At 39.6% G+C, this 16205-nt stretch carries 5 protein-coding genes and 3 pseudogenes; 6 read left to right on the forward strand and 2 right to left on the reverse strand.

The features are described 5' to 3' along the window. Positions 1 to 179: pseudogene (locus tag HT678_RS01425) on the forward strand (group II intron reverse transcriptase/maturase); the annotation flags it as partial. 96 nt (positions 180 to 275) lie between these two features. Here HT678_RS01425 and HT678_RS01430 read toward each other — a convergent pair. Then, on the reverse strand, positions 276 to 635 hold the full coding sequence (locus tag HT678_RS01430) for a tyrosine-type recombinase/integrase (RefSeq protein ID WP_078374390.1): 360 nt from the start codon (positions 633 to 635) through the stop codon (positions 276 to 278). A 105-nt stretch (positions 636 to 740) separates the two neighbouring features. Between HT678_RS01430 and HT678_RS01435 the strand changes: the two are divergent. The 5 genes and pseudogenes from HT678_RS01435 to HT678_RS01455 all read left to right on the forward strand — a co-directional run. Beyond that, positions 741 to 896: pseudogene (locus tag HT678_RS01435) on the forward strand (diacylglycerol kinase family lipid kinase); the annotation flags it as partial. 199 nt (positions 897 to 1095) lie between these two features. Then, the gene (rexB, locus tag HT678_RS01440; protein WP_172924537.1) at positions 1096 to 4371 is read left to right on the forward strand and encodes an ATP-dependent nuclease subunit B; all 3276 of its coding nucleotides are present in this window, start codon (positions 1096 to 1098) and stop codon (positions 4369 to 4371) included. Next, on the forward strand, positions 4368 to 8018 hold the full coding sequence (gene addA, locus HT678_RS01445) for a helicase-exonuclease AddAB subunit AddA (RefSeq protein ID WP_172924534.1): 3651 nt from the start codon (positions 4368 to 4370) through the stop codon (positions 8016 to 8018). The genes rexB and addA overlap by 4 nt, the downstream gene beginning before the upstream one ends. A 152-nt stretch (positions 8019 to 8170) precedes the next feature. Continuing rightward, positions 8171 to 9349 carry a hypothetical protein gene (locus tag HT678_RS01450; RefSeq protein ID WP_172924535.1) on the forward strand — a complete coding sequence of 393 codons (1179 nt, stop codon included), beginning with the start codon at positions 8171 to 8173 and terminating at the stop codon, positions 9347 to 9349. 238 nt (positions 9350 to 9587) lie between these two features. Further along, positions 9588 to 15848: a ZmpA/ZmpB/ZmpC family metallo-endopeptidase gene (locus HT678_RS01455; protein WP_172924536.1), complete on the forward strand. Its 6261-nt coding sequence runs from the start codon at positions 9588 to 9590 to the stop codon at positions 15846 to 15848. 208 nt (positions 15849 to 16056) lie between these two features. Here HT678_RS01455 and HT678_RS01465 read toward each other — a convergent pair. Then, positions 16057 to 16205 (reverse strand): annotated as a pseudogene (locus HT678_RS01465) (transposase domain-containing protein); the annotation flags it as partial.

Here is a 16205-nt window from a genome sequence, read left to right on the forward strand (position 1 = left end):
TTAAGTTAGGAGTTCCTAAATGGATAGCAGATAAGGTATCTGGCTGGGGCGACCATTATCAATTAGTAGCTCAGAAGTCGGTACTTAAACGTGCTATATCAAAACCAGTCCTTGAACAACGAGGACTGGTTTCGTGTTTGGATTATTACCTTGAACGACATGCGTTAAAAGTTAGTTGAACCGCCGTATGCCGAACGGCACGTACGGTGGTGTGAGAGGGGCTAGAGATTATCCCCTACTCGATTATTTAGAGGACAAAAAAGAGGCAAAACTTTTTAAAAAATCTTTTTCATAACTTTATCCAGTACATTGATTGCTTCATCTTTCATGTTCTTTGTGACGTGGGTGTAGATGTAAGTAGTGACTTCAGAGTCGGAATGACCAACCCCGTCCGTGATTGTTTTTAAAGGAATTTTATTTTCTGCTAAGATGCTAATAGTGGTGTGTCTGAAGATGTGAGGGGACAGATGTTTGGGAATTGGTTTTTTAAGGCGTTCGTTTGCTCGCTGGAGAGACTTGCTCAAGACGGAACTATGAACTGGTTTTCCTGTATTGGTAACAAAAATACGGTCGCTTTTGTGCCAATTCTTATCGGTTGTTTCTCTTAGACGATTTATAGTAGATTGAAATAAGATACGAACAGCTTGATTAGGGAAATCAAATTAATTTCTAGAAATATTTTAGCATCCACGGTGTACTATTATAGTTTCAATTTGCTATAGTTCAATCATTCTATCAAGAATATTGAATATATAAAGGCACGTAATATTAAAACTTCTTCTGATATCGAATTAGGGTCCGATGTTGATGGCGATAAATCAGACAATCTACCAGTCGACATTAAGATACTGGGACAACACATTGAAGTGTATTCCGTACCTAAGAAACAATCATAAAACTCAAAACCTTGTTACCGAGGCTTTTTTATTATGTGATTTTCAGTAGCCAGACTTATTCTATCTAATACAAGTAAAGCTAAGTATTTAAGATTTAGCAGATGATGAAGAAAAGAAAGGATGGCCTAAATATTTTAACAGATTTACGAGGCTAATCATGGTATAATATAGGGTGATGAAAAATTCCAACGAGGCTGAGATGAAATTACTTTATACTGATATTCGGACTTCTTTGACAGAAATTCTAACAAGAGAGGCAGAAGAGCTAGTTGCAGCTGGCAAGCGGGTCTTCTACATTGCCCCCAACTCTCTTTCTTTTGAAAAGGAACGCGCCGTGCTGGAATGCTTGTCCCAGCAGGCTTCTTTTTCGATTACCGTTACGCGCTTTGCTCAAATGGCTCGTTATCTGGTCTTGAATGATTTACCAGCTAAAACTACTCTTGATGATATCGGTCTTGGGTTGGCCTTTTACAAATGCCTTGCCGAACTCGATCCCAAGGACTTGCGTGTTTATGGCGCTATTAAGCAGGATCCTCAATTGATCCAGCAGTTAATTGAGCTTTACCATGAGATGACCAAATCTCAGATGAGTTTTTTGGACTTGGAGAATTTAACAGATGAGGATAAGAGGGCGGATTTACTCTTGATTTTTGAGAAAGTAACAGCCTATCTTAATCAAGGTCAGTTAGCCCAGGGAAGTCAGTTGTCCCATTTGATTGAGGCTATTGAGAATGACAAGGTAAGTAGTGATTTTAATCGAATCGCCTTGGTCATTGACGGCTTTACTCGTTTTTCTGCTGAGGAAGAGCGGGTTGTGGACTTACTTCACGGCAAAGGTGTTGAGATTGTTATCGGGGCTTATGCTAGTAAGAAAGCCTATACCAGTCCTTTTAGCGAGGGCAATCTCTACCAAGCCAGCGTAAAATTTCTCCATCATCTGGCTTCTAAATACCAAATGCCTGCTCAGGACTATTCTCAAACTCATGAGAAGATGGATAGCTTTGACAAGGCCTCTCGTTTGTTGGAGTCTTCTTATGACTTTTCAGAACTCGCTTTGGATGTCGATGAGAAAGACCGTGAAAACTTACAAATCTGGTCTTGTTTGACACAAAAGGAGGAGTTGGAACTAGTAGCCCGTAGCATTCGTCAGAAATTACATGAGAACTCAGACCTGAGCTACAAACATTTTCGTATTCTCTTGGGGGATGTAGCTTCTTATCAATTATCTCTAAAAACGATTTTTGACCAGTATCAGATTCCTTTCTATCTTGGTAGAAGCGAATCCATGGCGCACCACCCTTTAACTCAGTTTGTCGAGTCTATTTTGGCTTTGAAACGCTATCGTTTCCGTCAGGAGGATTTGATTAATCTTCTCAGAACAGGTTTGTATACCGACCTTAGTCAGGCTGATATTGATGCTTTTGAGCAATATATCCGCTATCTTGGTATCAATGGCTTGCCAGCCTTTCAGCAAACCTTTACCAAATCCCACCATGGAAAATTTAATCTGGAACGTTTAAATGTTCTTCGTCTGCGTATTTTAACACCTCTTGAAACCCTCTTTGCCAGTCGAAAACAAAAGGCTGAAAATCTCTTGCAAAAGTGGAATTCTTTTCTAAAAGAAGGAGAGGTGACCAAGCAGTTACAAGATTTGACAACCACTTTGGAAGCTGTAGAACAGGAAAGACAAGCCGAAGTTTGGAAGGCTTTCTGCCATGTTTTAGAACAATTTGCGACTGTTTTTGCTGGTTCACAGGTTAGTCTGGAAGACTTCCTAGCCTTGCTCCATTCTGGAATGAGTTTGTCCCAATACCGTACCATTCCAGCAACAGTGGACACTGTTCTGGTGCAGAGTTACGATTTGATTGCACCATTGACTGCTGACTTTGTCTATGCTATTGGACTAACTCAGGACAATTTACCAAAAATTTCTCAAAACACCAGTCTTCTGACAGATGAAGAAAGGCAAAACCTAAACCAAGCGACCGAAGAAGGCGTTCAATTACTGATTGCCAGCAGTGAAAATCTCAAGAAAAATCGCTACACTATGCTTTCCTTGGTCAATTCTGCTCGTAAGCAGTTGTTCTTGTCGGCTCCAAGCCTTTTTAACGAAAGTGAAAGTAAGGAATCTGCCTATCTTCAAGAGTTGATCCATTTTGGATTTAGGCGTAGAGAGAAGAGGATGAATCACAAAGGACTGTCTAAGGAGGATATGGGGTCCTATCACAGTCTTTTGTCTAGTCTGGTTGCCTATCACCAGCAGGGTGAGACGAGTGATAGGGAGCAAGATTTGACCTTTGTCAAGGTTCTGGCGCGTATCATGGGTAAAAAACTAGACCAAAGAGGCCTTGCAAATCCTGCCCTTCCAACAAGTCCAAGCAGCAAGACCTTGACCAAGGATACCTTGCAGGCTCTCTATCCTGCTGATCAGGAGTTTTACCTGTCTACCTCTGGTTTGACGGAGTTTTATCGCAATGAATACAGTTATTTTCTTCGCTACGTTTTAGGCTTGCAAGAAGAATTACGCCTGCGTCCTGATGCCCGCAGTCACGGAAATTTCTTGCACCGCATTTTTGAACGTGCCTTGCAGTTGCCTGACGAAGATTCCTTTGACCAACGTTTGGAACAGGCTATCCAAGAAACCAGTCAGGAACGGGAATTTGAGGCTATTTATCAGGAAAGTTTGGAAGCCCAGTTTACAAAGGAAGTTTTGCTTGATGTGGCACGGACGACTGGCCACATTCTCCATCACAATCCAGCTATTGAAACCATCAAAGAAGAGGCGAATTTCGGTGGGAAAGAGCAGGCCTTTATTCAATTGGACAATGGACGCAGTGTCTTTGTACGAGGCAAGGTTGACCGCATTGACCGATTGAAAGCTGATGGGGCGATAGGAGTAGTAGACTACAAGTCTAGTCTGACCCAGTTCCAATTTCCTCATTTCTTTAATGGTCTTAATTCCCAACTGCCAACCTACCTAGCTGCCCTAAAAAGAGAGGGGGGGCAGAACTTTTTCGGTGCCATGTACTTGGAAATGGCTGAACCTGTTCAATCTCTGTTGACCGTTAAGAATTTGGCAGGTGCAGTAGTAGAAGCCAGCAAGTCTATGAAATACCAAGGTCTCTTTTTAGAAAAAGAAAGCAGTCATTTGGGTGAATTTTACAATAAAAACAAGTCTAATCAGCTGACAGATGAGGAATTCCAGCTCCTACTGGACTACAATGCCCATCTTTACAAGAAAGCAGCTGAGAAGATTTTAGAAGGCCAGTTCGCCATTAACCCTTATACTGAAAATGGCAGAAGTATTGCACCGTATGTTCAGCAACACCAAGCCATTACTGGATTTGAAGCCAATTACCACTTGGGCCAAGCCCGTTTCCTAGAAAAGTTGGACCTAGCTGACAGCAAGCGTCTGGTCGGAGAAAAACTCAAGCAAGCTTGGTTTGAAAAAATAAGAGAGGAGTTGAATCGATGAAGCCCATTCCCTTTTTAACTGATGAGGAAATTCAAAAACTGCAAGATGCAGAGGCGCACTCGAGCAAGGAACAGAAGAAAACTGCCGAGCAAATTGAAGCCATCTACACTTCTGGTCAAAATATCCTGGTCTCAGCATCGGCTGGTTCTGGGAAGACTTTTGTCATGGCCGAGCGTATTCTAGATCAATTGGCGCGTGGTGTGGAAATTTCTCAACTCTTTATCTCAACCTTTACAGTTAAGGCTGCCACAGAGCTTAAAGAACGTTTAGAGAAAAAAATCAGCCAACAAATCCAAGAAAGTATCGATGTTGACCTCAAACAACACTTGGGTCGTCAGTTGGCAGCCCTACCCAACGCAGCCATCGGAACCATGGACTCTTTCACACAAAAATTCCTTGGCAAACATGGCTATCTGATTGATATTGCACCTAATTTCCGTATTTTACAAAACCAAAGCGAGCAACTCCTTCTAAAAAATGAAGTCTTTTATGAGGTATTTGAAGCCCATTACCAAGGCAAACAGAAAGGGATCTTTAGTCATTTGCTGAAAAATTTTGCAGGGCGTGGCAAGGATGAACGGGGGCTACGCCAGCAAGTCTATAAAATTTATGACTTCCTCCAATCCACCAGTAATCCTCAAAAGTGGCTGAGTGAATCTTTCCTCAAAGGTTTTGAAGAGGTTGATTTTACCAATGAAAAAGAAAAACTGACTGAGCAAATCAAACAAGCCCTTTGGGATTTGGAAAGCTTTTTCCGTTATCATCTGGATAACGATGCCAAGGAGTTTGCAAAGGCTGCCTATTTAGAAAATGTTCAGTTGATTCTGGATGAAATTGGCTCCTTAAATCAAGAGTCCGATAGTAAGGCTTTTCAATCAGTGCTTGCGCGTGTTGTCGCAATTTCGAAAGAGAAAAACGGCCGAGCTCTGACCAATGCGAGTCGTAAGGCTGATTTGAAGCCACTGGCCGATGCCTACAACGAAGAGAGAAAGTCCCAGTTTGCTAAACTAGGACAACTGTCAGACCAGATAACGATTCTCGACTATCAAGAACGTTATCATGGAGACACTTGGAAACTAGCTAAAACCTTCCAAACCTTTATGAGCGATTTTGTGGAGGCTTATCGTCAGCGTAAACGTCAGGAAAATGCCTTTGAATTCGCTGATACCAGCCATTACACCATTGAGATTTTAGAGAAATTCCCGCAAGTCCGTGAAGCTTATCAGGAGCGTTTCCACGAAGTCATGGTCGATGAGTATCAGGATACCAACCATATTCAAGAACGAATGCTGGAATTGCTGTCTAATGGCCACAATCGCTTTATGGTGGGGGATATCAAGCAATCTATCTACCGTTTCCGTCAGGCAGACCCGCAGATTTTCAATGAAAAGTTCCAACGCTATGCGCAAAATCCAAAAGATGGCAAGCTCATTCTCCTCAAGGAAAATTTCCGTAGCAGTTCAGAAGTGCTGTCAGCAACCAATGATGTTTTTGAACGCCTTATGGACCAAGAGGTCGGCGAAATCAACTATGATAACATGCACCAACTTGTTTTTGCCAATACTAAGCTGACTCCTAATCCAGAAAACAAGGATGAATTTCTCCTCTACGACAAGGACGGCACAAGTGAGGAAGAAGAGAGTCAAACAGAAACGAAACTAACAGGCGAAATGCGCTTAGTTATCAAGGAGATTCTGAAACTTCATCAAGAAAAAGGTGTTGCCTTTAAAGAAATTGCCCTTCTGACCTCCAGCCGCAGTCGTAATGACCAGATTCTCCTTGCCCTGTCTGAGTACGGGATTCCTGTCAAAACTGACGGAGAGCAAAACAATTATCTCCAATCCCTAGAAGTGCAAGTCATGCTAGATACCCTTCGTGTCATTCACAATCCTCTGCAAGACTACGCCTTGGTTGCTCTTATGAAGTCTCCAATGTTTGGTTTTGATGAGGACGAGTTAGCACGCTTGTCCCTTCAGAAAGCAGAGGATAAAGTCCACGAAAATCTCTATGAGAAACTGGTCAATGCACAAAAAATGGCAAGTAGTCAAAAAGGCTTGATTCACACAGCTCTAGCTGAAAAACTAAATCAATTCATGGATACCTTGGATTCATGGCGCTTGTATGCCAAAACCCACTCCCTCTATGACTTGATTTGGAAGATTTACAACGACCGTTTTTACTACGATTATGTCGGGGCTTTGCCAAATGGTCCAGCTAGACAGGCCAATCTCTATGCCCTAGCACTGCGTGCTGATCAATTTGAAAAGAGCAATTTCAAGGGCTTATCTCGTTTTATTGGTATGATTAACCAAGTCTTAGAAGCCCAGCACGATCTTGCAAGCGTAGCTATCGCACCGCCAAAAGATGCAGTAGAGCTCATGACCATCCACAAGAGTAAAGGGCTGGAGTTTCCTTACGTCTTTATCCTCAATATGGATCAAGATTTCAACAAACAAGACAGCATGTCAGAAGTCATTCTCAGCCGAAAAAATGGACTAGGTGTTAAGTATATTGCCAAAATGGAAACAGGAGCAGTAGAAGCTCACTATCCTAAAACCATCAAACTCTCCATTCCTAGCCTGACTTATAGGCAGAATGAAGAGGAATTACAGCTGGCAAGCTATTCAGAGCAGATGCGTCTGCTGTATGTTGCCATGACGCGGGCTGAGAAAAAGCTCTATCTTGTCGGTAAAGCTTCTCGTGAAAAGCTGGAAGCCAAAGAATACCCTGTAGCTACAAATGGAAAACTAAATAGCACTACTAGACTGCAAGCAAGGAATTTCCAAGATTGGATTTGGGCTATCAGCAAAGTGTTTGCCAAAGACAATCTCAACTTTAGTTATCGTTTTATTGGCGAAGATCAGCTGACTAGAGAAGCTATCGGTCAGTTGGAAAATAAAAGTCCTCTCCAAGATAGCTCCCAAGCTGACAACCGCCAGTCAGAAACCATTAAGGAAGCTCTTGAAATGCTGAAAGAAGTGGAAGTCTATAATACTCTTCACCGCGCAGCTATTGAATTGCCAAGTGTTCAAACCCCAAGTCAAATCAAGAAATTCTACGAACCTGTTATGGATATGGAAGGTGTTGAGATTGCAAGTCAAGGCCAGTCAGTAGACAAGAAAATTAGTTTTGATTTACCAGATTTTTCAAGCAAAGAAAAGATAACAGGAGCTGAGATTGGTAGTGCTACCCACGAACTCATGCAGAGAATGGATCTCAGCCAGAGACCAACGCTTGCTAGCCTAACAGAAACACTCAAACAAGTTCAAACTAGCCAAGCTGTCAGAGACAAGATCAATCTTGATAAAATTCTTGCTTTCTTTGACACAGCACTCGGTCAGGAAATTATCGCTAATACCAACCATCTTTATCGCGAGCAACCTTTCTCCATGCTCAAACGAGACCAAAAGAGTCAGGAAGACTTTGTTGTCCGTGGAATCTTGGACGGCTATCTGCTTTATGAGGATAGAATCGTTCTGTTCGACTACAAGACAGACCGCTATGATGAACCAAGTCAACTCGTAGACCGCTATCGTGGTCAGTTAGCTCTATACGAAGAGGCTTTATCACGAGCCTATTCGATTGAAAATATTGAAAAATACTTGATTTTACTCGGTAAAGACGAGGTTCAAGTTGTAAAAGTATAATTTATACTCTTCGAAAATCTCTTCAAACCACGTCAGCTTCATCTGCAACCTCAAAACNNTTATCTACAACCTCAAAGCTGTGTTTTAAGCAGCCTGCGGCTAGCTTCCTAGTTTGCTCTTTGATTTTCATTGAATATTAGAAAGGAGACCTCATGACACTTCCAGTTAGAAAATCCCTGTATGATGCAGTTTTACAGGCTTCAAAAGCGGATACTTGGGAACAAGCTACCAAGGAATGGAATGAAGTTTCCTTGATTTTTAACGGTATTGGCCGTAGCAATTGTGTCTGTGGAAATGCCATCAAATACGCTTATGAACTCTTTAACGGTGTCACAGGCCAACGCCTCTTTCCAATTGGTAGCGACTGTGTTAGGCATTTTCATCGATTGACCCTTAACCAGCAATTGGAAGAGGAAGAAAAACTGCTTAGAAAGGTTGAAAATCTAACCAGAAAAGCTCAGAAAAAGGAAAAAATCAAGGTCAATAAAAGTGACTTTGACGAGCGACTTCTAAAATGGCTCTGGGAAAAAGGTGTTTTTAAACCCAATCGTGGCAATCAATTTGCACCTGAGAGAGATTACCATCTCTTCCTAGAAGTCTTTCAGGGAGGAAGTTGGACCAAGGCGAAGCCAAATAAAAAGGCCCGGATGGAAGAAGTCCTTGAAAAGTGTATCAAACCCTTTTTACTTGGGAAATCGGATGACCAACTATACCTTGTCAAGCTAGGCAAGGAGAAAATTGACTACGAACAAGAACTCCGTATCCAAGCAGAGAAAGAGCGCAAAAAGAGGGATAAAATCGCCAAGCAATATGCAGACAATCTAGTCCTAGCCATGGGCCCAGCGGAGCGTGCCTATCAGGATTACTTTGGCTTTACAGAGACCCTAACTCAAGAAGAACGCAAGTGGGAGAAAATTCTTTTTGGTAAAAATAGAGCAGAACGGGCTATCAAGGCCAAGCAATACCAAAAAGAGCTGGAAAAAGACCAGCGAATTGCAGCTCAGAATCCAATTGAAAGAAAGCAGAAGCAGACCTGGCTCCTCAATTCCTATTTCCGTGAGCTTCCTGAAGAAAAATCCCGCTTTGCTCGGCTCTTATTAGAATATCGAAAAAGTGGAGAAGTGCCTTTTTCAACTGAATATCTGTCAGATCATCTGCTCGACTTTTTCTATAAAATGAAAGCCTTTGAGTTTGAAATCTCACCAGAACAAGTCCGAGACTTTTTAAAAGAAAGCCTTCAGACAGAACATCTATCCTCAGCACAAGAAAGTTGGATAGAAGGAATTCTCCTCAACTGCATCAAACCATTTTTAGAACGATTAGTGATATGAGTAACACCTGCCGTGGAAATTTCATGGTAGGTTACATTTTATCCAAAAAATAATAGGGAATTGCAAAACTACTACTTGGTATTTTATATATAAAAAAAGTATGAAAACGCAACTCAATTTTAAGACTTTTTGCTAAATAAAGAGTATAATTAAAGTATGTTCCCTTTTTTATAGATAGTACACTAATATAAAAAAGTTAGGCTTACATATTTTTAAAATTTTATTTCAAGGAGGAATAATGGAAAAGTATTTTGGTGAAAAACAAGAACGTTTTTCATTTAGAAAATTATCAGTAGGACTTGTATCTGCAACGATTTCGAGTTTATTTTTTATGTCTGTATTAGCTAGTTCATCTGTGGCTGCTCAAGAGACTAAAGGTGTTCACTACAAATATGTGACAGAGTCAGAGCTATCATCAGAAGAAAAGAAGCAGCTTGTATATGATATTCCGACATACGTGGAGAATGATGATGAGACTTATTATCTTGTTTATAAGTTAAATTCTCAAAATCAACTGGGAGAATTGCCAAATACTGGAAGCAAGAATGAGATGCAAGCCTTAGTTGCTGGTGCTAGTTTAGCAGCTCTGGGGATTTTAGTTTTTGCTGTTTCCAAGAAAAAAGTTAAGAATAAAACGGTATTGCATTTAGTATTGGTTGCAGGGATAGGAAACGGTATTCTAGTATCAGCCCATGCTTTAGAAAATAATCTTTTACTGAATTACAATACGGACTATGAATTGACCTCTGGAGAAAAATTACCTCTTCCTAAAGAGATTTCAGGTTACACATATATTGGATATATCAAAGAGGGAAAAACGACTTCTGATTCTAAGGTAAGTAATCAAGAGAAATCAGTAGCCACTCCAATAGATCAACAAAAGGTAGATTATACGATTGCACCGAATTTTATAGAGAATCCATCAAAAATACAAGTGATTAACGGACAGTATGAGGCTGTTCCAGAATTTAGGGATGGACAAGTTGGAACTGTAGCTACAGAGTCCGCTGAAACTAAAGCTGATACATTATCTAGTGATATGAACTCAGAAGTGGAAAGTCACTCTACACCTCCAACCGTAGATTCTTCTCAGAACGGAGAGAATCTTGGAAAACAGAAAGAAGATGCAACTCCAGTCGAGAAGCCAAAAGAAGTAGAAGAAACAAACAAACCTGAAAAAGATGAGTCAAAAGACGAAACTTCAACAAAACCTGAAAATTCTGGTAATGCAACAACAGAGAATAGCCAAACAGTACCAACTGAATCTAATCAAGGTGATACAAATAAAGTTGGAGAGTCAAATAAACCAGAAAATAATGACTCCAAAAATGAAACTTCAGAAAAAACTGTAGAAGAAGTTCCAGTAAAACCAAATGAAGGCACTACAGAAGGAACCTCAAATCAAGGAGCAGAAAATCCAGTTCAATCTGCAGAAGAATCAACAACAAACTCAGGAGAAGATGCAACTCCTAAGTCAGGAGAAAAATCAGGAGAGACTAAAGAAGAATCTACAGACGCTTCAGAAGTTCATTCTGCAACTCCAGTCGAGAAGCCGAAAGAACAAGAACTAGAAAAAACTGTAGAAGAAGTTCCAGTAAAACCAAATGAAGGCACCACAGAAGGAACCTCAACTCAAGGAGCAGAAAATCCAGTTCAATCTGCAGAAGAATCAACAACGAATTCAGAGAAAGTATCACCAGATACATCTAACGAAAATACTGGGGAAGTGTCCAGTAATCCTAGTAATTCGACAACCTCAGTTGAAGAAACAAACAAACCTGAAAAAGATGCCTTGAATGCCGAGCTTGGTAAAGAATCTGGCACGAAAGAATCTGACAAGTATCAGAATGCAGACCAAGCTAAGCGTACTGCCTACGATCAAGCACTTGCGGCAGCGAAAACTGTAGCAGCTAAAGAAGGTGCAAGTCAAGCAGAGATTGATCAAGCTAAGAATAACTTAGTGGCAGCAGCGGCAGCCTTGAATGGACAAGGAACTGACAAAGAGCCATTACGAACAGCCGCAACAACAGATGCGACAGCTACCAAAGAGACAGCTAAGTATCAAAATGCAACAGCAGACAAGAAAGAAGCTTATGATGCAGCATTAGAAGCCGCTCAAAAAGTTCTAGCAAAAGCAGGAGCTACACAAGCAGAGGTGAATGCAGCTAAGCAAGCAGTAGAGGATGCAAAAGGTCAATTGGATGGAGTGGCAAGCGACAAGTCTGCCTTGAATGCCGAGCTTGGTAAAGAATCTGGCACGAAAGAATCTGACAAGTATCAGAATGCAGACCAAGCTAAGCGTACTGCCTACGATCAAGCACTTGCGGCAGCGAAAACTGTAGCAGCTAAAGAAGGTGCAAGTCAAGCAGAGATTGATCAAGCTAAGAATAACTTAGTGGCAGCAGCGGCAGCCTTGAATGGACAACCAATAAGTAAAGATGAGTCAAAAGACGAAACTTCAACAAAACCTGAAAATTCTGGTAATGCAACAACAGAAGAGAATGGGCAAACAGTACCAGACCAACCAAAAGGTAATTCACCAGAGGATGTTTCAACCGAATCAAACACAGCCAATTCAAATGGAAATGAAGAAATTAAACAAGAAAATGAAGTAGAACCTGATAAAAAAGTAGAAGTTCAAGAGAAAACAATAGAACTAAGAAGTGTTTCTGATGTGGAACTCTATAGTTATGAAGGCAATCAATCAAAGCAACATACAAGCTTAGATAAAGTACCAGATAATAAATCTGCTTATTTCATTAAGGTGAAGTCAGCTAAATTTAAAGATGTACTGCTTCCAGTTTCAAACATTGAGGACACTACAAAAGATGGCAAACCAGTCTATAAAATTACAGCTAGCTTGGAACACTTGAAGCAATCTTTAGACAATCAATACCAAGACAATTTTACTTATTATCTTCCAAAAGTTGTTCAAAACGATGGTCCTATCTACACATCTTTTAAAAAACTAGTAGCTGATATGAATAGTAGACCTAATGGAACTTTCACTTTGGGTGCAACAATGAATGCTCGTGAGGTTGAGTTGGATGAAAACCAAGAAAGTTATGTTACAAATAATTTCACAGGGACATTAATTGGTAGTCATCAGGGGAAACATTATGCTATCTATAATTTGAAAAAGCCATTATTTAATACATTAAATAGAGCTACTGTTAAGGATCTCACCTTAAAAGATGTTAATATTTCTGGTAAGAATCATGTCGCATCAGTTGCTAAGGAAGCCACAAATTCTTCAACTTTAGATAACGTTCACGCAAATGGAATCATTGCTGGTGAGCTAGGTATCGGAGGACTTGTCCAAAAAGTTGATAATTCTACCGTAAGAAATAGTAGCTTCACTGGAAGAATAACAAATACTTTTGTTACAACCTCTCAGTATGCAATTGGTGGTCTAGTCGGTCAATTGACCGGTGCTAATGCTGTAGTAGATCATTCTATCGCAACAGTAACTATTTCAAGTAATGCAGAACGTTCTAACCAAACCATTGGTGGAATTGCAGGTATCGTAGAAAATAATGCAACTGTAGCAAATAGTTATGCTGAAGGTGAAATAAATAATGCTAAACCATTCGCTAGAGTTGGTGGAGTTGCAGGTTCCCTATGGACGCAAGACGGCGGAGCAGATGATAATACCGGCCACTTGAATAACGTTCTCAGCGATATGAATATTACAAATGGGAATGCGATTTCTGGATACCATTTTGATGGTATGAAGCAGACAAAGGTATATAGTAATAAAGACAATAAGGTAGTTAATGTTCAAGCAGTTGGAGATGAGGTAATGTCAGTTGATTCCACTGTAGAACGTGGTACTGAGATTGAAAAAACAGCAGTTCAATCCAAGAAAGACCAGATTACTACAAAGAAAACTATAACCGTGGAAGATTTCACAAATTCTGCTAAACAGGATGTAGATTATACCAAGGCAGCTCATTATCAGGAGACAAGAAAAGTTACATATAAAAATATAGAAAAATTATTGCCTTTCTATAATAGAGACACCATTGTGAAGTATGGAAATCAATTATCAACTGATACTAACCTGTTTAAGAAAGAACTGTTATCTGTTGTCGCTATGAAAAATGAGGAAGTGGTTTCAGATATTACTTCAGATAAGCACTCTATCAATCACTTACTACTACATTACAAAGATGGAACATCTGAGAAAGTGAGCTTAACCTACCATCGTGATTTTGCAAATCTGGCTGAGTATACTATTGGAAGTACAGGTCTAGTATACACACCAAATGCTTTCCTAAAAGATTATACGTCTATAATAAACAGAGTTAAAAATGACTTAAATACAGTGCAGTATGATCCAACTACTCTTAAGAATTTGTTAGGAATCTCTGATAATGTTAAATTAACAGAACTCTATCTAGATGAGCAATTCGCTAAAACCAAAGAGCACTTGACTGAAACTCTTAAAAAATTACTTTCATCTGATGCTGCTGTTTCTGGAAATAATGATATAATTGACAATTACATTGTTGATAAAATCAAGCGAAACAAAGAAGCCTTGATGCTCGGATTAACCTATCTAGAACGCTGGTATGATTTCAAATTCGATAAGGCTAGCGCAAAAGATTTGCTTATGTTCCATATGGATTTCTTTGGTAAGGGAAATACCTCTCCTCTTGATACGATTATTGAACTAGGTAAATCTGGCTACAACAATCTCTTGGCTAAAAATAATGTGGTTACTTACAATGCCTTGTTAACGAATAATTACGGTACAAAAGACCTGTTTAGTTCTTTAGAAGGCTACCGTAAAGCATTTGCACCTACTCAAACTAACAATGACTGGTTTAAATCACAGACCAAGGCTTACATCGTTGAAGAAAAATCTAATATTCCAGAAGTAAAAGCTAATCAGGAAAAAGCAGGTACCAAGTACTCTATCGGTATCTATGATCGAATCACTAGCGAGAGCTGGAAATACCGTAACATGGTACTGCCTCTACTTACCTTGCCAGAAAAATCAGTATTTGTCATTTCAACTATCTCTAGCCTAGGCTTTGGTGCTTATGATCGTTACCGTAATATTGACCATAAAGCGGGCAAGGGTCTCAATGACTTTGTTGAAGAAAACGCGCGTGAAACTGCCAAACGTCAACGAGATCACTACGATTATTGGTATCGTATTCTAGATAAGGAAGGGCGTGAGAAGCTTTACCGAAATATCTTGCTTTATGATGCCTATAAATTTGGAACTGATAATACTGAAGGAAAGGCTACAACAGTAGCAGATTTTGATAATCCAAATCCTGCAATGAAACATTTCTTTGGACCTGTTGGAAATAAGGTTGGACATAATGGACACGGTGCTTATGCTACAGGGGATGCAGTATATTATATGGGCTATCGTATGTTGGATAAGGATGGAGCTATCACTTATACACATGAAATGACGCATGACTCAGATCAGGACATCTATCTTGGTGGCTATGGTCGAAGAAGTGGCTTGGGACCAGAGTTCTTTGCCAAAGGCTTATTACAAGCACCAGACCATCCAAATGACGCAACCATCACCATCAACTCGATCTTGAAACATTTAAAATCGGATAGTAAAGAAGGAGAACGATTACAAATACTCGATCCAACTACGAGATTTAAAGACGCGACAGATCTTCAAAAATATGTACATAACATGTTTGATGTTGTTTATATGTTGGAATATCTTGAAGGAAATTCAATTCTTAAATTGGATACGAATCAAAAACAACAACTTCTTAGAAAAGTTACAAATGAGTATCATCCAGATCCAGATGGAAATAGTGTCTATGCAACAAATGTAGTTAAAGATTTGGCATATGCAGAAGCTGAAAAATTACATTCATTTAATGATTTGATTGAGAATAATATTATTTCGTCTAGGGAATATGCCTCAGGTGAATACGAAAGAAATGGCTACTTCACTATTAAATTATTTGCGCCGATTTATGCAGCATTAAGTAATGATGACGGAACGCCAGGTGACCTGATGGGACGTCGTATGGCCTATGAACTATTAGCTGCTAAAGGATTTAAAGATGGTATGGTGCCATATATTTCAAATCAATTTGAACCCGATGCTAGGGCAAATAATAAAACGATTACCTCATATGGTAAGACTAAAGGATTGGTAACAGATAAATTAGTACTTCAAAAATTATTTAATGGTCAATACGACACTTGGAGTGATTTTAAAAAGGCCATGTATAAAGAGCGACAAGACAAATTCAGTCAATTGAATAAAGTTACCTTTAATGATACAACACAGCCATGGACGTCATTTGCAAGAAAAACCACTAATAGGATAGAGGATTTACAAAGTTTAATGGATATTGCTGTTCGTAAGGATGCAGAAGGTACCCATTGGTATAACTATAATCCAGAAACAGACAGTTCAGTTCATAAGTTGAAGAGAGCAATCTTTAAAGCTTATCTTGACCAAACTGATGATTTTAGAAGTTCAATTTTTGAAAATAAAAAATAGTGTTTACTATTAGGAAATAAAATTAAAGAAGGTGATTACGATTGTCATTATTTAAAAAAGAACGGTTTTCAATCCGAAAAATCTGTGGTATTGTTGGTTCGGTGTTACTCGGAAGTGTCTTGGTTGCACCGTAACCGTCCAATAACGAAGTATATTGAAAAATCTCCAGATTAGTGAACTCACGGATAGTTCCTAATCTGGAGATTTCTTATTTGCACTTTTCTTGTACAACTTTATTCCATGGTAAATAAGCCTCTAAAACCTCTTTGTTTACGAGAGTTTCCTCGTTTGGAAGACATTCTAGAAGATAGGATAGATATTTTTCACTATTTAGTTGATGACGTTTAGCTGTTTCCA

The sequence above is a fragment of the Streptococcus sp. 3167 genome (assembly GCF_013277175.1).
In the GTDB taxonomy this organism is placed as follows: Bacteria; Bacillota; Bacilli; order Lactobacillales; family Streptococcaceae; genus Streptococcus; species Streptococcus pseudopneumoniae.

Coding starts and splice junctions, on each gene's coding strand:
- addA (WP_172924534.1), top strand. CDS start 4,368: ATGAAGCCCATTCCCTTTTTAACTGATGAGGAAATTCAAAAACTGCAA.
- HT678_RS01455 (WP_172924536.1), top strand. CDS start 9,588: ATGGAAAAGTATTTTGGTGAAAAACAAGAACGTTTTTCATTTAGAAAA.
- HT678_RS01450 (WP_172924535.1), top strand. CDS start 8,171: ATGACACTTCCAGTTAGAAAATCCCTGTATGATGCAGTTTTACAGGCT.
- rexB (WP_172924537.1), top strand. CDS start 1,096: ATGAAATTACTTTATACTGATATTCGGACTTCTTTGACAGAAATTCTA.